At 58.8% G+C, this 15,414-nt stretch carries 14 protein-coding genes; all 14 read left to right on the top strand.

Annotated features, from left to right (window positions below):
* The first annotated feature begins 70 nt into the window (after positions 1 to 70).
* The 14 genes from mnmG to ABH945_RS10100 all read left to right on the top strand — a co-directional run bounded on the left by mnmG (position 71) and on the right by ABH945_RS10100 (position 14,799).
* Positions 71 to 2,029 carry a tRNA uridine-5-carboxymethylaminomethyl(34) synthesis enzyme MnmG gene (gene mnmG, locus ABH945_RS10165; RefSeq protein WP_429250477.1) on the top strand — a complete coding sequence of 653 codons (1,959 nt, stop codon included), beginning with the start codon at positions 71 to 73 and terminating at the stop codon, positions 2,027 to 2,029.
* A complete protein-coding gene (gene rsmG, locus ABH945_RS10160; RefSeq protein ID WP_429250476.1) occupies positions 2,026 to 2,712 on the top strand; it encodes a 16S rRNA (guanine(527)-N(7))-methyltransferase RsmG in 687 nt (228 codons plus the stop codon). The genes mnmG and rsmG overlap by 4 nt, the downstream gene beginning before the upstream one ends.
* Positions 2,713 to 2,799: 87 nt before the next feature.
* Positions 2,800 to 3,591, top strand: coding sequence for a ParA family protein (locus ABH945_RS10155; RefSeq protein ID WP_074762544.1), 792 nt, complete (start codon positions 2,800 to 2,802; stop codon positions 3,589 to 3,591).
* An 18-nt stretch (positions 3,592 to 3,609) separates the two neighbouring features.
* Positions 3,610 to 4,497: a ParB/RepB/Spo0J family partition protein gene (locus ABH945_RS10150; protein WP_074762543.1), complete on the top strand. Its 888-nt coding sequence runs from the start codon at positions 3,610 to 3,612 to the stop codon at positions 4,495 to 4,497.
* A 547-nt stretch (positions 4,498 to 5,044) separates the two neighbouring features.
* Positions 5,045 to 5,590: an ATP synthase subunit I gene (locus ABH945_RS10145; protein ID WP_429250475.1), complete on the top strand. Its 546-nt coding sequence runs from the start codon at positions 5,045 to 5,047 to the stop codon at positions 5,588 to 5,590.
* 173 nt (positions 5,591 to 5,763) lie between these two features.
* A complete protein-coding gene (gene atpB, locus ABH945_RS10140) occupies positions 5,764 to 6,615 on the top strand; it encodes a F0F1 ATP synthase subunit A (RefSeq protein WP_074762541.1) in 852 nt (283 codons plus the stop codon).
* Between the two features lie 81 nt (positions 6,616 to 6,696).
* A complete protein-coding gene (atpE, locus tag ABH945_RS10135) occupies positions 6,697 to 6,966 on the top strand; it encodes a F0F1 ATP synthase subunit C (RefSeq protein WP_007180033.1) in 270 nt (89 codons plus the stop codon).
* Positions 6,967 to 7,105: 139 nt separating this feature from the next.
* Entirely contained in the window at positions 7,106 to 7,576 is a 471-nt protein-coding gene (locus tag ABH945_RS10130) for a F0F1 ATP synthase subunit B (RefSeq protein ID WP_074762540.1), read from the top strand.
* A 2-nt stretch (positions 7,577 to 7,578) separates the two neighbouring features.
* A complete protein-coding gene (locus ABH945_RS10125; RefSeq protein WP_074762539.1) occupies positions 7,579 to 8,118 on the top strand; it encodes a F0F1 ATP synthase subunit delta in 540 nt (179 codons plus the stop codon).
* A 58-nt stretch (positions 8,119 to 8,176) separates the two neighbouring features.
* The gene (gene atpA / locus ABH945_RS10120; protein ID WP_074762538.1) at positions 8,177 to 9,718 is read left to right on the top strand and encodes a F0F1 ATP synthase subunit alpha; all 1,542 of its coding nucleotides are present in this window, start codon (positions 8,177 to 8,179) and stop codon (positions 9,716 to 9,718) included.
* 138 nt (positions 9,719 to 9,856) lie between these two features.
* Positions 9,857 to 10,741, top strand: a complete 885-nt coding sequence (gene atpG, locus ABH945_RS10115; RefSeq protein WP_074762537.1) for a F0F1 ATP synthase subunit gamma — start codon at positions 9,857 to 9,859, stop codon at positions 10,739 to 10,741.
* Positions 10,742 to 10,857: 116 nt separating this feature from the next.
* Positions 10,858 to 12,252 carry a F0F1 ATP synthase subunit beta gene (gene atpD, locus ABH945_RS10110; RefSeq protein WP_074762536.1) on the top strand — a complete coding sequence of 465 codons (1,395 nt, stop codon included), beginning with the start codon at positions 10,858 to 10,860 and terminating at the stop codon, positions 12,250 to 12,252.
* Between the two features lie 161 nt (positions 12,253 to 12,413).
* A complete protein-coding gene (locus ABH945_RS10105; RefSeq protein ID WP_012434800.1) occupies positions 12,414 to 12,839 on the top strand; it encodes a F0F1 ATP synthase subunit epsilon in 426 nt (141 codons plus the stop codon).
* Positions 12,840 to 13,068: 229 nt separating this feature from the next.
* The gene (locus ABH945_RS10100) at positions 13,069 to 14,799 is read left to right on the top strand and encodes an AMP-binding protein (protein ID WP_429250474.1); all 1,731 of its coding nucleotides are present in this window, start codon (positions 13,069 to 13,071) and stop codon (positions 14,797 to 14,799) included.
* The last annotated feature ends 615 nt before the right edge of the window (positions 14,800 to 15,414 follow it).

The raw sequence follows: 15,414 nt of genomic DNA, 5'->3' as shown, positions 1-15,414 counted from the left end.
GAACCCGTTATAATTCGCCCATACCTCTTCCTTTGAAAGGCTCACGCGACGATCTGGCGTGAGATCCGCAATGCTCTTTCCCACAGAATTTGACGTAATCGTCGTCGGCGGCGGTCATGCCGGCACCGAAGCCGCGTTGGCCTCGGCACGCATGGGCAACACCACGCTCCTGCTGACCCACAACATCGAAACCCTCGGCCAGATGAGCTGCAATCCGTCCATCGGCGGCATTGGTAAAGGCCATCTGGTTAAGGAAGTCGACGCGCTTGGCGGTGCGATGGCAGCCGCGACGGATGAAGGCGGGATCCAGTTCCGTATCCTGAATTCGTCGAAAGGCCCGGCAGTTCGGGCGACGCGTGCTCAGGCTGACCGTCTGCTGTATAAGCAGGCGATCCGGCATCGGCTGGAAAATCAGCCGAATCTTTGGCTGTTCCAGCAGGCTGTTGATGATCTGATGGTTGAGGGTGACCGCGTCGTCGGTGCCGTCACGCAGGTGGGCATTCGCTTTCGCGCTCGCGCGATTGTGCTGACGGCGGGGACTTTCCTCGACGGCAAGATTCACGTGGGGTTGAACAATTACACCGGTGGCCGTGCCGGCGATCCGGCGGCGGTGTCGTTGTCAGCGCGTCTGAAGGAATTGAAGCTGCCCCAGGGTCGCCTCAAGACGGGTACGCCGCCGCGTATTGACGGCCGTACGATCGACTTTTCCCAACTCGAAGAGCAGCCGGGTGACCTGGATCCGGTGCCGGTGTTCTCGTTCCTGGGTCGTGTCGAACAACATCCGCGACAAGTGCCGTGCTGGGTTACGCACACAAACGAGCGTACCCACGACATTATTCGTGGTGGACTCGACCGGTCGCCGATGTATACCGGCGTGATCGAAGGGGTGGGGCCGCGCTATTGCCCGTCGATCGAAGACAAGATTCACCGGTTTGCGTCGAAAGAATCGCATCAGATTTTCCTCGAGCCGGAAGGGCTGACGACCAATGAGTTCTACCCGAACGGCATCTCGACGAGCTTGCCGTTTGATGTGCAGTTGGAGCTTGTCCGTTCGATGCGCGGTTTGGAACACGCGCACATCTTGCGACCGGGCTATGCGATCGAATACGACTATTTCGATCCGCGTGGATTGAAGGCTTCGCTGGAAACCAAGGTGATTAACGGGTTGTTCTTCGCAGGCCAGATCAACGGTACGACCGGGTACGAAGAAGCGGCGGCGCAAGGCCTGCTGGCTGGTATCAACGCCGGTTTGTTTGTGCAAGGCAAAGACGCATGGTGTCCGCGCCGCGACCAGGCTTATCTGGGCGTGTTGGTTGATGACCTCGTGACACGCGGCGTGTCCGAACCGTATCGGATGTTTACCAGCCGCGCGGAATATCGCTTGAGCCTGCGGGAAGATAACGCCGATATGAGGCTGACCGAGATTGGTCGCGAGCTTGGCGTAGTCGACGACATCCGTTGGGATGCATTCAGTCGTAAACGTGACGCTGTTTCACGTGAAACAGAGCGTCTGCGTACCACGTGGGTGAATCCCAAGACGCTGCCCGCCGACGAAGCCACGGCGCTTCTCGGCAAGCCGATCGATCACGAATATAGTCTCGCGGATCTGCTGCGCCGTCCGGGTGTCAGCTACGACGGCGTGTGCGGACTGCGCGCCGGCGAATGCGCAGCACCCGAAGTACTCGCCGAAGACGAAGTATTGCTCGCTCAGATCAAGGAGCAGATCGAGATCGGTATCAAGTATCAGGGATATATCGATCGTCAAGCTGGTGAAATCGAGCGCAATGAAGCTCATGAAAGCACGCGTTTGCCGGAAGGGCTGGACTACGCGGAAGTCAGAGGCCTGTCCTTCGAGGCGCGTCAGAAGTTAACGCAATTCCGCCCGGAAACTATTGGCCAAGCGTCGCGGATTTCCGGCATCACGCCCGCCGCGATTTCGCTGCTGATGGTTCATCTGAAGCGCGGTTTGGGACGTCGTTCGACGAAACCTGCCGTACCGGGCTCCGATAACACGCCGGTGACGCAATGATGGTGGGTCAGAAGGGGAGTACAGCCTCGCAGGAGTTGGCGTCGTTGCTTGCAGACGGCGTCAGCGAACTCGGCCTCGAATTGAGCGACGCCCAATTCAACAAGCTGCTGGACTACGTCGCGTTATTGTCGAAGTGGAACGCCGTCTACAACCTGACGGCGATCCGCGATCCGCGGCAAATGTTGATCCAGCACATTCTCGATTCGCTTTCGATCGTGCCGCACCTCGCGCCGCTCGGCCCGTCGTCGGTTCTCGACGTGGGGTCAGGCGGCGGTATGCCGGGCATCGTGCTGGCGATCGTCCTGCCCGAATGGACTATTACCACGAACGACATCGTTCATAAGAAGACGGCGTTTCAGGCTCAGGCAAAGGCCGAGTTGGGCCTGACGAATCTGTCCGTGGTGACCGGCCGGGTTGAAAGTTTGAAGCCGGGCGCCGAAGTACCTGCAAAGTTCGACGTAATTGTCTCGCGCGCATTCGCAGAACTGTCGGATTTCGTTACACTGGCCCGTCATCTGGTTGCGGAGCAGGGCGCAATCTGGGCTATGAAGGGAGTGCGCCCGGACGGCGAGATTGAGCGTCTGCCGGCAGGTTCTCACGTGGAACAGATCATCCGGCTGAACGTGCCGTCGCTCGACGCCGAGCGCCACCTGATCAAGGTTCTGGTAGACGGCAACAATTAACTACGTAGCCACGATTCGCAATTTGCGACTTCGTCAGAATCAAATAGCAATTCTTCTTCATCTAGCAGTAAAAGGGACATTCCAACGATGGCAAAAATCTTCTGCGTTGCGAACCAGAAAGGCGGCGTCGGCAAGACGACGACCACAGTGAATCTGGCCGCGAGTTTGGCAGCGCAGGGACAGCGAGTCCTTCTCATCGACCTGGACCCGCAGGGCAACGCCACGATGGGCAGCGGCATCGACAAGGCAGCGTGTGCGAATACCGTCTACGAGGTGCTCGTAGATGGCGTGTCGGTCGCCAATGCGCGAATCCGCCCGGAAGCCGTGGGGTACGACGTGCTGCCGGCGAACCGGGAGCTCGCGGGTGCGGAGGTTGAACTCGTCAGCGTGCAGAACCGTGAGCGGCAACTGAAGATCGCACTCGCGGCGGTCGAAACCGAATACGACTTCGTGCTGATCGACTGCCCGCCGGCTTTGTCGCTGCTCACGCTCAACGGCCTGTGCGCCGCGCATGGCGTCGTCATCCCGATGCAGTGCGAGTACTTTGCGCTCGAAGGTCTGTCCGACCTCGTCAACACGATCAAGCAGGTGCATGCAAACCTGAACCGTGACCTTAAGGTCATCGGTTTGTTGCGCGTGATGTTCGATCCGCGTATCACGTTGCAGCAGCAGGTTTCGGATCAACTGAAAGAGCATTTCGGCGACAAGGTTTTCGACGCGGTAATCCCGCGCAACGTGCGTCTTGCCGAAGCACCCAGCTATGGCTTGCCGGGAGTGGTGTTCGATAAGGCTTCACGTGGTGCGCAGGCGTATGTGCAGTTCGGCGCGGAAATGATTGAACGGGTGCGCGCCTTCAACGACGCGCCCCAGGCGTCCTAAGCGGATCGAGGAAGCACAATGAACGCAGTAGCAAGAAAGAAGGGATTGGGCCGGGGTCTGGAGGCGCTGTTGGGTGGCACGGCCGACATCACCGAGACGGCGACGATCGAGGGCGCACCGAACGTGTTGCCGCTCAGCAAGATGCAGGCGGGTAAGTATCAGCCACGTACGCGCATGGATGAAGGCGCGCTGCAGGAGCTGGCCGCCAGCATCCGCGCGCAGGGGTTGATGCAGCCGATTCTTGTGCGTCCCATTTCCGCGGACAAGTACGAAATCATCGCGGGCGAGCGGCGTTTCCGGGCCGCACGTCTGGCGGGTCTCGACGAAGTGCCTGTGCTGGTGAAGGATGTGCCGGACCAGGCTGCCGCCGCGATGGCGCTGATTGAGAATATTCAGCGCGAAGATCTGAATCCTCTGGAAGAGGCGCAGGGCATCCAGCGCTTGCTCGACGAGTTCAATTTCACGCACGAACAGGCGGCGGAGTCGGTTGGCCGGTCGCGTAGCGCAGTGTCGAATCTGCTGCGTCTGCTCAATCTGGCGTCGCCCGTGCAGACCATGCTGCTGGCTGGCGATCTGGACATGGGGCACGCGCGCGCGCTTCTCGCCGTCGATGCCGCGACGCAGATCACGCTGGCTAATCAGGTGGTTAATAAGCGCATGTCGGTGCGCGAAACCGAAAAGTTGGTGACGACGACGACTAAAGCCGCGCCGGCGGTCAAGGCGCGTGCGAATCAGGATGGCGGGCGCGATACGCGTCGGCTGGAAGAGGAGTTGTCGGATTTGTTGTCGGCAACGGTGAAGATCAAACTGGGCCGACGCGGACGTGGACAGGTGCTAGTGGACTTCGGCGATCTGGATGCGCTAGAAGGGATTCTTGTGCGCCTGCGCGGTAATGCGACGGCCTGATCCGCACATTGCATAGACGCAGTGCGGAATCGACGGGCGACTCGTTATCGAGTCGCCCGTTTGCTTTTGAGCAGATGCTGGCGCTTTTGTTTGCGCTGGATTCCTACGGCAGCGAGAGCATCTTCTCATTGGTTGGATTCCTAATTAAATTAAGCGTGATTATTTTCGAAGAGGGCAGGGCGATTCCAATTTCAAGCGCGTCTTACCTGTAGATGCATCGCCTGTCCAACCCTAAGCGCATAAATTGACGTTTGTTGCATTTACGAGACGTCCGATTTAGCGCTTTCGCGACGGTTCGCCGCACATCTGCGAACCCATTTTGTGCGTCATGTTTTGCTATTGCCTTGCCGCCTTACATTTGACGTGTTTTCGCTCAAAAAAACGGCGTTGCCGCATTGTGGAGGCGCGTTTCACGCAGGTTATTGAACGGGCTAAAGTCTTGAATTGCCTGCAACTATCGCTTACAATCGCCCGGATTTAATTGCACGGCAACCCCGTAAGCGCAGCGTAAGCTCGCGGGCTGGAACAAGACTTTCGGAACACTGCGATGGCGGTCAAAACGTCGAATCAAGCGCCGAAGAATGGGCACGACGGACACCGCGATAAACGCACCGCTTCCGATCTGCCCTCCGGTCAGCAAGCTGCATCTGGCGATGAGTGGGATGTCGCGCAAGAAGATAACAATATCGTTCCGCTTACGCGGGCCGAAGCTGAAAAGCTGTTTGGTCCTAACGTGAGTCGTCCATCGCGCGTTACGCCTTTCAAGGTCGTGGCAGCGCAAATGGTTTTGTCCCTGGGTGCTACGCTGTTGTGGTGGCTGTTCTATAAGCCGCCGGGCGCTGCTGCGCTGTCCGCGTTTCTGGGGGGCGCAATTTGCTGGATACCAGGCGCACTGTTTGCGGCGCGCCTTAGAACGCTGAGCGGCGCCAAAACAGTGATGAGCTGGATGATCGGCGAAGCGCTCAAGATGGGGACAACGATCGCGATGTTTGTAGCCATCGCCTTCTGGTATCACGACGTAAGCTGGGTGCCGCTGCTCGTGACCTACCTTATCGCGCTCAAGACATACTGGATCGCCTTGGCCTGGCGCTAGGTTAGCCTCCAGGTAGCAGCAACAAAGTAGCAGCAAAAAATTCAGGCTGGCGCGCAGCGCCGGCGACAGGTGTGCGGATGAGACACGATCCGCACCCGGCGTGTTCCCGCAATACAGCATTGCTGCGGGTACGGCCTAAGACGATTTTCGACAATTTGGGTGGCTTTAACGATATGGCAGCTAGCGAAGGCACGCGCGCAATGGATCCGTCCGAGTACATCGCGCACCACTTGCAGAACTTTTCCACCGCGCATCAGACGTCGATTTTCGACATCCACGTGTGGAATCTGGACACCCTTTTCTGGTCGATCGTTTGCGGTCTGGCCACGATCTTCATCCTGCATCTCGCTGCGCGTAAGGCAACGTCGGGCGTACCCGGCCGTTTCCAGTGCGCAATCGAAATGCTGGTCGAAATGGTCGAGGATCAATCGAAGTCGATGATCCACGGCTCGCGCACTTTCATCGCGCCGCTGGCCCTGACCGTTTTCGTCTGGGTCGCGCTGATGAACTCGCTCGACTTTATCCCTGTCGACCTGCCGGGCCACGTGATTGGCTGGCTGGGTCTGTCCGAAACCATCCCGCACCACCGCATCGTTCCGACTGCCGACCTTAACGGCACGCTCGGTATCGCTCTCGGCGTGTTCGTGCTGATGATTTACTACAACTTCAAGATCAAGGGCGCCGGCGGCTTCGTGCATGAACTGCTGTCCGCTCCGTTCGGCGCGCATCCGCTGCTGTGGATCCCGAACCTTGCACTGAACATCATCGAGTTCGTCGCGAAGACGGTCTCGCTCGGCATGCGGCTGTTCGGCAACATGTACGCGGGCGAACTGTTGTTCCTGCTGATTGCCCTGCTCGGCAGCATCTGGAGCTTCGGCGCGGACACGACGGTGCTTGGCTTCATCGGCCACGTGATCGCCGGCAGCGTGTGGTCAATCTTCCACATCCTGATCGTTCTGCTGCAGGCCTTCATTTTCATGATGCTGACGCTGGTGTACATCGGCCAGGCACACGACACGCACTAAACTGCGCCGTCAAAAGAATCGCTTTAGTTTTTAAATCCCAGTTCCAACCAGTTCTAAAAGACTTTTCACAAAGGAGTGATCATGCAAGCTTTCATCGCCAACATCCAGGGTCTGACCGCCATCGGTATCGGCATCATCATCGGCCTGGGTGCTATCGGCGCCTGTATCGGTATCGGCCTGATGGGCGGCAAGTACATCGAAGCATGTGCACGTCAGCCTGAACTGATGAACCCGCTGCAAACCAAGATGTTCCTGTTGGCTGGTCTGATCGACGCGGCGTTCCTGATTGGCGTTGGTGTGGCAATGCTGTTTGCGTTCGCGAACCCGCTGCTGTCGAAGCTGGCAGGCTGAGGTTCCTCGGAAGTTTGCGCCTGAGCTATAACTGGTAAAGGCGCAGGGCGGAACGGGCACTTAGGCGCTGATCGAATACAGAATCGATGAGCGCCTTGCCGTTTCACTTTTCCGAACTAGCAACGTTTAAGGAAACACCGTGAATCTCAACGCAACCCTGTTTGCGCAAATGGTCGTGTTCCTGATCCTCGCGTGGTTCACGATGAAGTTCGTGTGGCCGCCGTTGATCAATGCCCTCGACGAGCGCTCGAAGAAGATTGCTGACGGTTTGTCGGCTGCTGAAAAGGGCAAGCAAGAACTCGCCGCTGCTCACAAGCTCGTCGACCAGGAACTCGCTCAGGCACGCAACGACGGTCAGCAACGTATTGCTGACGCGGAAAAGCGCGCTGTGGCAGTCGCTGACGAAATCAAGGCTCAAGCGCAAGCTGAAGCCGCTCGCATCATCGCGCAAGCGAAGGCCGACGCGGACCAGCAAGTCGTGAAGGCGCGCGAAACGCTGCGCGGCGAAGTCGCTGCACTCGCGGTCAAGGGCGCTGAACAGATCCTGAAGCGCGAAGTCGACCAGGCAGCTCACGCTGACCTGCTGAATCAACTGAAAGCCGAGCTCTGATCATGGCCGAACTTGCAACCATCGCCCGTCCGTACGCAGAAGCGCTGTTTGGCGTGGCCGAAGCTGGTGACATCGCCGCCTGGTCCACGCTCGTGCAGGAGCTGGCACAGGTTGCGCGTCTGCCCGAAGTGCTGTCGATCGCCTCGAGCCCGAAAGTAAGCCGCGCCCAGGTCAGCGAACTGCTGCTGGCCGCGGTCAAGTCGCCGCTCAAGGACAACGCGCAAGCGAAGAATCTGGTGCAAATGCTGGTCGATAACCATCGCCTGCAACTGCTGCCGGAAATCGCTGTGCAGTTCGAAGAGTTGAAGAACGCCCGCGAAGGGGCGGCCGATGTGCTGATCGTCAGCGCATTCCCGCTCGAAGGCGCGCAGTTGAACGAACTCGTCGCAAGTCTCGAACGCAAGTTCCAACGCAAGCTGAAGCCGACGGTCGAAGTCGACTCGTCGTTGATCGGCGGCGTTCGCGTGACGGTCGGCGACGAAGTGCTCGATACCTCGGTCCGCGCGCGGCTTGCCAGCATGCAAACGGCTCTGACGGCCTGAAGCGCGACACGCGCTGAAGCGGCTGGCACGCAACAGAATTGACTATCAGGAGCGAATAATGCAACTCAATCCCTCTGAGATCAGCGAGCTGATCAAGAGCCGGATCCAGGGCCTCGAAGCGAACGCAGACGTTCGCAACCAGGGCACCGTGATCTCCGTGACCGACGGTATCGTGCGTATTCACGGCCTGTCGGAAGTGATGCAGGGCGAAATGCTCGAATTCCCGGGCAACACCTTCGGTCTCGCACTGAACCTCGAGCGCGACTCGGTCGGCGCCGTGATTCTGGGTGAATACGAACACATTTCGGAAGGCGACATCGTCAAGACGACGGGTCGTATTCTCGAAGTGCCGGTGGGCCCGGAACTGCTCGGCCGTGTGGTCGATGCACTCGGTAACCCGATCGACGGCAAGGGCCCGATCAACGCAAAGAAGACCGACGCAATCGAAAAGATTGCTCCGGGCGTGATCTGGCGTAAGTCGGTTTCGGAGCCGGTTCAAACCGGTCTGAAATCGATCGACGCGATGGTGCCGGTTGGCCGTGGCCAGCGCGAGCTGATCATCGGCGACCGCCAGTGCGGCAAGACGGCAGTCGCAGTCGACGCGATCATCAACCAGAAGGGCAAAAACCTCTTCTGTATCTACGTCGCGATCGGCCAGAAGGCTTCGTCGATCATGAACGTGGTCCGCAAGCTGGAAGAAACCGGCGCGCTGGAATACACGATCGTCGTGGCCGCTTCGGCTTCGGAATCGGCAGCGATGCAATACCTCGCACCGTACGCCGGTTGCTCGATGGGCGAATACTTCCGCGACCGCGGTCAGGACGCGCTGATCGTTTATGACGATTTGACCAAGCAGGCTTGGGCATACCGTCAGATCTCGCTGCTGCTGCGCCGTCCGCCGGGCCGCGAAGCTTACCCGGGCGACGTGTTCTATCTGCACTCGCGTTTGCTCGAGCGTGCTGCTCGCGTCTCGGAAGAGTACGTCGAGAAGTTCACGAACGGCGAAGTGAAGGGCAAGAGCGGTTCGCTGACGGCACTGCCGGTCATCGAAACGCAAGCAGGCGACGTGACCGCATTCGTTCCGACGAACGTGATCTCGATTACCGACGGCCAGATCTTCCTGGAAACCGACCTTTTCAACGCAGGTATCCGCCCGGCAATTAACGCCGGCGTGTCCGTGTCGCGCGTTGGCGGTGCGGCTCAAACGAAGGTTGTGAAGAAGCTGTCGGGCGGTATCCGTACCGACCTCGCGCAGTATCGTGAGCTGGCAGCATTCGCGCAGTTCGCATCGGACCTCGACGAAGCAACCCGCAAGCAGCTGGAGCGCGGTCGTCGCGTGACGGAACTGCTGAAGCAGCCGCAGTATCAGCCGCTGCAAGTGTGGGAACTGGGTGTGTCGCTGTTCGCCGCGAACAACGGTTACCTCGACGATCTGGAAGTTTCGCAAGTTCTGCCGTTCGAAAAGGGCCTGCGCGAACACCTGAAGGCGAGCCACGCTGACCTGGTCAAGCGCATCGAAGATACCAAGGAACTCTCGAAGGACGACGAAGGCCTGCTGCATACGGCCGTCAAAGACTTCAAGAAGTCCGGCGCTTATTGATTTGCGAGTGATCCGCAAGGCATAAAAGACCTTGAAGCGGCGCGGGCCGCGGGCAACTGAACCCGCGCTGCTTAGATCGCTTTGCATGGGGCCCAAGTAAGCGTTAAAGCGCTAACTTGGGTCGACAAGGAGCAAGCAATGGCTGGAATGAAGGAAATTCGCGGCAAGATCAAGAGCGTGCAAAACACGCGCAAGATCACGAAAGCGATGGAGATGGTGGCCGCATCGAAGATGCGCCGCGCTCAGGAGCGCATGCGCGCTGCTCGCCCGTATGCCGACAAGGTCCGCGATATCGCTGCACACATGAGCCGTGCGAACCCGGAGTATCGTCACCCGTTCATGGTGTCGAACGACGGCGCGAAGACGGCTGGTTTCATCCTCGTGACGACTGATAAAGGTCTGTGCGGCGGCATGAACACCAACGTGCTGCGTGCGTCGCTGCAGAAGTTCAAGGAACTGGAAGGCCAGGGCAAGACGGTCGAAGCAACTGCGATCGGCAGCAAGGGTCTGGGTTTCCTGAACCGTCTGCGCGCCAAGGTGTCGTCGAACGTCGTGCATCTGGGCGATACGCCGCATCTGGAAAAGCTGATCGGCGCGGTGAAGGTGCAGCTCGACCTGTACTCGGAAGGCAAGATTTCGGCGGTGTACCTGGCGTACACGCGCTTCGTCAACACGATGAAGCAGGAGCCGGTGATCGAGCAACTGCTGCCGCTGTCGGCAGAACAGTTCGAGCGCACGGAAGAAGACGGCACGACGCCGAGCACGCAGTGGGACTACATCTACGAGCCGGATGCGCAGGCAGTGGTGGACGAACTGCTGGTGCGTTATGTTGAAGCGCTGGTCTATCAGGCCGTCGCGGAAAACATGGCATCGGAACAGTCGGCACGGATGGTCGCGATGAAGGCCGCTTCGGACAATGCGAAGACGGTCATCAACGAATTGCAGCTCGTGTATAACAAGAGCCGTCAGGCCGCGATCACGAAAGAACTGTCGGAAATCGTCGGTGGCGCGGCGGCAGTCTGACCTTAATGGTCAGGCAAGCTGCTTCGTGTGCGCCCTTTGCGGCGCACCCACCTTGGCGGCCCCATCGAAATTGCGCCTTTGCGCGAGTGAAGAATTGAGTATCTAAAGGAAAAGCGATGAGTACTACTGCTTTGGTAGAAGGCAAGATCGTACAGTGCATCGGCGCGGTGATCGACGTGGAATTCCCGCGTTCGGACATGCCGAAGATTTACGACGCGCTCATTCTCGAAGGTTCGGAACTGACCCTCGAAGTCCAGCAACAGCTGGGCGACGGCGTTGTCCGTACCATCTGTCTGGGTGCTTCGGACGGCCTGCGTCGCGGCACGGTCGTGAAGAACACGGGTAACCCGATCAGCGTGCCGGTCGGCAAGCCGACTCTGGGCCGGATCATGGACGTGCTGGGTCGCCCGATCGACGAAGCCGGCCCGATCAACTCGGACGTGGTTCGCGGTATTCACCAGAAGGCTCCGGCGTTCGACGAACTGTCGCCGTCGACGGAACTGCTCGAAACCGGCATCAAGGTTATCGACCTGATCTGCCCGTTCGCTAAGGGCGGCAAGGTCGGCCTGTTCGGTGGCGCCGGCGTGGGCAAGACCGTGAACATGATGGAACTGATCAACAACATCGCTAAGGAACACGGTGGTTACTCCGTGTTCGCCGGTGTTGGCGAGCGTACCCGAGAAGGGAACGACTTCTATCACGAAATGAAGGACTCGAACGTTCTCGACAAGGTCGCGCTGGTGTACGGCCAGATGAACGAGCCGCCGGGCAACCGTCTGCGCGTCGCGCTGACCGGTCTGACGATGGCTGAGCATTTCCGTGACGAAGGCCTCGACGTTCTGTTCTTCGTCGACAACATCTACCGTTTCACGCTGGCAGGCACGGAAGTGTCGGCACTGCTCGGCCGTATGCCGTCGGCAGTGGGCTATCAGCCGACGCTGGCTGAAGAAATGGGCAAGCTGCAAGAGCGTATTACGTCGACCAAAACCGGCTCGATCACGTCGGTTCAGGCCGTCTACGTCCCTGCGGATGACTTGACCGACCCGTCGCCGGCTACGACTTTCGGCCACCTTGACGCAACCGTCGTGTTGTCGCGTGACATCGCTTCGCTGGGTATCTACCCGGCAGTCGACCCGCTCGATTCGACCTCGCGTCAGATCGACCCGAACGTGATTGGCGAAGAGCACTACTCGATCACGCGCGGCGTGCAGCAAACGCTGCAGCGCTACAAGGAATTGCGCGACATTATCGCGATTCTGGGTATGGACGAACTGGCGCCGGAAGACAAGCTCGCTGTTGCGCGCGCTCGTAAGATCCAGCGTTTCCTGTCGCAGCCGTTCCACGTCGCTGAAGTGTTCACGGGCTCGCCGGGCAAGTACGTGCCGCTGAAGGAAACGATTCGTGGCTTCAAGATGATCGTTGGCGGTGAGTGCGATCATCTGCCGGAACAAGCGTTCTACATGGTCGGCACGATCGACGAAGCCTTCGAAAAGGCCAAGAAGATCCAGTAAAGGTCGGGTTTAACGAAGCGGGGCGCGGGACTCCGCGCTGATCGGATGCCATTACAGCATTCAGTCGCACATCCGGCGCCTCTTACTACGCCCAACCCAGCCTTGCATGGGACGAGGGTTAGCGCTTAAGCGCTGACTTTCGTTCACAGGAGTCGACACTTATGGCAACCATTAAAGTAGACGTCGTCAGCGCGGAAGAGCAGATCTTCTCGGGCCAGGCGAAGTTCGTCGCGCTGCCGGGCGAAGCAGGTGAACTCGGCATTCTGCCGGGCCACACGCCGCTCATCACGCGGATCCGTCCGGGTGCGGTGCGCATCGAAGCTGAAAACGGCGAAGAAGAGTTTGTGTTCGTCGCTGGCGGCATCCTCGAAATCCAGCCGGGCGCTGTGACGGTTCTCGCCGACACCGCGATTCGTGGCAAGGATCTCGACGAAGCCAAAGCTGAAGATGCACGCAAGCGTGCGGAAGAAGCGCTGCAAAACACGGGTTCGAACCTCGAATACGCAACCGCGCAAGCGGAATTGGCGTACGCGACGGCTCAGCTCGCTGCGATCCAGCGTCTGCGCAAGCTGCGTGGTCAGAACTAGGCAGTACGTTTCAGAGAAAGAGCAGCCTTCGTGGCTGCTTTTTTTTGATCTAAGGTTGACGTTTACGGAAAGGTAAGCACAATCGACGGCTGGATGAAGAGCCTGCGCGGCGTAGCGTCGACGCGATGCGCTGCGGGTAAGACTTGATGCCGAACCGACGCGGGCCGGTGGCACAATCGATTTCAAATTCATTTCAATAGAGCGAGCTTCCGCTCACGGAGACAACACCATGGCAACGCAAGTGTCAGGCGAAGGTGCACTCATTGAACCGAAAGACGGCCTCTCGTATGTCCGCGGGTCGACTGAAATTCCGCTGAGCGAAGCAACTGTCGCGCAGTTTCTGCGCGATACCGCCGAGCGCTTTCCTGATCGGCCGGCCGTGGTATTTCGCGAGCAGCGCATTCGCTGGACATGGAAGGAATTTGCCGATGAGGTGGACGTGCTGGCGTCCGGGCTTCTCGCGCTCGGTATCGCAAAGGGCGATCGCGTCGGAATCTGGTCGCCGAATCGGGTGGAGTGGTTGCTGACTCAGTTCGCGACTGCGCGAATCGGGGCCGTACTCGTCAACATCAATCCGGCTTACCGGTTGGCTGAGCTTGAATACGCGTTGAACAAGGTCGCCTGCAAGGCGATTATCGCGGCCGAGCGTTTCAAGACCTCGATGTATCTCGAGATGCTGCAGGAACTCGCTCCCGAACTGGCTACCCAGATGGCCGGCGACCTCCATGCCATGAGATTGCCCGAGTTGCGCTATGTAATTCGCATGTGCGACACGGAAACACCCGGCATGTTGAGTTTTTCCGACGTGATTGAGCAGGGACGGGCCACGCTCGATGTGTCCAAACTCGACGCGATCGGCTCCACATTGTCGTGCCACGAGCCGATCAATATCCAGTTCACCAGCGGCACCACGGGTAACCCGAAGGGCGCGACGCTGACCCACAGCAACGTGGTCAACAACGCGCGTTATATCGCGATGGCCATGCGGCTGACCGAACAGGACGGCCTGTGCATCCCCGTCCCTCTGTATCACTGTTTCGGGATGGTTCTGGCGGTGCTGGCGAGCGTATCGGTCGGCGCGAACATGGTGTTTCCGGGCGAGGGGTTCGACCCGGCGGCGACGCTGGCGGCGGTTGCCGAGGAAAAATGCACTGCGTTGCATGGCGTGCCGACCATGTTCATCGCGGAACTTGATCATCCAGATTTCGCCGGCTACGACTTCTCACGTTTGCGCACCGGCATCATGGCCGGCTCGCCTTGCCCGATCGAAACGATGAAGAAAGTCGTCTCGAAGATGCATTTGAGCGAAATCACCATCGCGTACGGGATGACGGAAACCAGCCCGGTGTCGTTCCAGAGCTCGACCACCGACCCGCTCGACAAGCGCACGACGACCGTTGGACGAATCCAGCCGCACCTGGAAGTGAAGATCGTCGATCCGCTCGGTGAGATCGTGCCGGTCGGCGAGACGGGCGAACTGTGCACGCGCGGCTATTCGGTGATGCAGGGTTATTGGGGCGACGACGCGAAGACGCGCGAAAGCATTACCGATGGCTGGATGCACACCGGCGATCTCGCGACGCTCGATGCTGAGGGGTACTGCAACATTGTCGGCCGACTGAAGGACATGCTGATTCGCGGCGGAGAGAATATTTATCCGCGTGAAATTGAGGAGTTTCTGTTTCGCCATCCGAAGATTCAGAGCGTGCAGGTGTTCGGCGTGCCCGACACGAAGTACGGCGAGGAAGTCTGCGCGTGGGTCGTGCTGCGCTCAGGCGAGCAGGCGACAGCCGACGAGATCCAGCAATTTTGCCAAGGCCAGATCGCGCACTACAAGGTGCCGAAGTACATCCGTTTCGTCGACGAGTTGCCGATGACCGTGACGGGCAAAGTGCAGAAATTCATCATGCGCGAAAGGATGATTAGCGAGTTAAAACTAAAGGAAGATAAGACCGCCTGATTGAACGCGAGGCACCGCGCAAGCGAAAAAATCGGCGCGCAACCCTGCGAAGGGACACAGCCAAAAGTGTGGGAAATATGCCGGAGAGCTTGCTCGACATTCGCGCGGACAAGCCCTAAAGCCTGCTTGCGGACCGGTCAGAAAAGACCAACTTCGCAACGCGCAAACGTTTGACCAGACGAAAAAAAAGCGGGCCTGGAGCCCGCTAAAAACCACACGCTACGGGGTTAGCGCGAGGAGACCAAAGTTGGAACCAACTGAGACGACGACCCTACGTCGACTACGGCCCCAGCAGGGATGCCCCTTCACAGGGCTTCGGCATACGCCGACCGGCAAGTGCATCGTATCCGCTCACACCACGCACCCAGCCACATCCGTGTTGAAACCGTTGAGGCATTGTGGGCGAATTAATCTGTGAACGCGGTAACAAAGTGTTTCAGGTTGTAACGCCCGCCAGATAAGGCGCTCCGGGACTTATTGCCAAAATTTTACGTTTCAAACGTAATTTTTACCGATGACTACGCCGCAATTTCATACGCGTGATTGATGCTATTCGCGGTGCATATCGCGGCGTAATTCGTTCAGTCGATTCCGCATGAAATGGTTGCATGTACA

This window comes from Paraburkholderia sp. GAS333 (assembly GCF_050435665.1).
In the GTDB taxonomy this organism is placed as follows: domain Bacteria; phylum Pseudomonadota; class Gammaproteobacteria; order Burkholderiales; family Burkholderiaceae; genus Paraburkholderia; species Paraburkholderia fungorum_A.
This window is presented reverse-complemented; position numbering and strand designations above follow the sequence as displayed.

Bases quoted from the DNA above. Each gene is read 5' to 3' on its own strand.
- ABH945_RS10155 (WP_074762544.1), top strand. From the start codon at position 2,800: ATGGCAAAAATCTTCTGCGTTGCGAACCAGAAAGGCGGCGTCGGCAAG.
- rsmG (WP_429250476.1), top strand. From the start codon at position 2,026: ATGATGGTGGGTCAGAAGGGGAGTACAGCCTCGCAGGAGTTGGCGTCG.
- ABH945_RS10105 (WP_012434800.1), top strand. From the start codon at position 12,414: ATGGCAACCATTAAAGTAGACGTCGTCAGCGCGGAAGAGCAGATCTTC.
- atpE (WP_007180033.1), top strand. From the start codon at position 6,697: ATGCAAGCTTTCATCGCCAACATCCAGGGTCTGACCGCCATCGGTATC.
- ABH945_RS10150 (WP_074762543.1), top strand. From the start codon at position 3,610: ATGAACGCAGTAGCAAGAAAGAAGGGATTGGGCCGGGGTCTGGAGGCG.
- ABH945_RS10100 (WP_429250474.1), top strand. From the start codon at position 13,069: ATGGCAACGCAAGTGTCAGGCGAAGGTGCACTCATTGAACCGAAAGAC.
- atpD (WP_074762536.1), top strand. From the start codon at position 10,858: ATGAGTACTACTGCTTTGGTAGAAGGCAAGATCGTACAGTGCATCGGC.
- ABH945_RS10125 (WP_074762539.1), top strand. From the start codon at position 7,579: ATGGCCGAACTTGCAACCATCGCCCGTCCGTACGCAGAAGCGCTGTTT.
- atpA (WP_074762538.1), top strand. From the start codon at position 8,177: ATGCAACTCAATCCCTCTGAGATCAGCGAGCTGATCAAGAGCCGGATC.
- atpB (WP_074762541.1), top strand. From the start codon at position 5,764: ATGGCAGCTAGCGAAGGCACGCGCGCAATGGATCCGTCCGAGTACATC.
- atpG (WP_074762537.1), top strand. From the start codon at position 9,857: ATGGCTGGAATGAAGGAAATTCGCGGCAAGATCAAGAGCGTGCAAAAC.
- ABH945_RS10145 (WP_429250475.1), top strand. From the start codon at position 5,045: ATGGCGGTCAAAACGTCGAATCAAGCGCCGAAGAATGGGCACGACGGA.
- mnmG (WP_429250477.1), top strand. From the start codon at position 71: ATGCTCTTTCCCACAGAATTTGACGTAATCGTCGTCGGCGGCGGTCAT.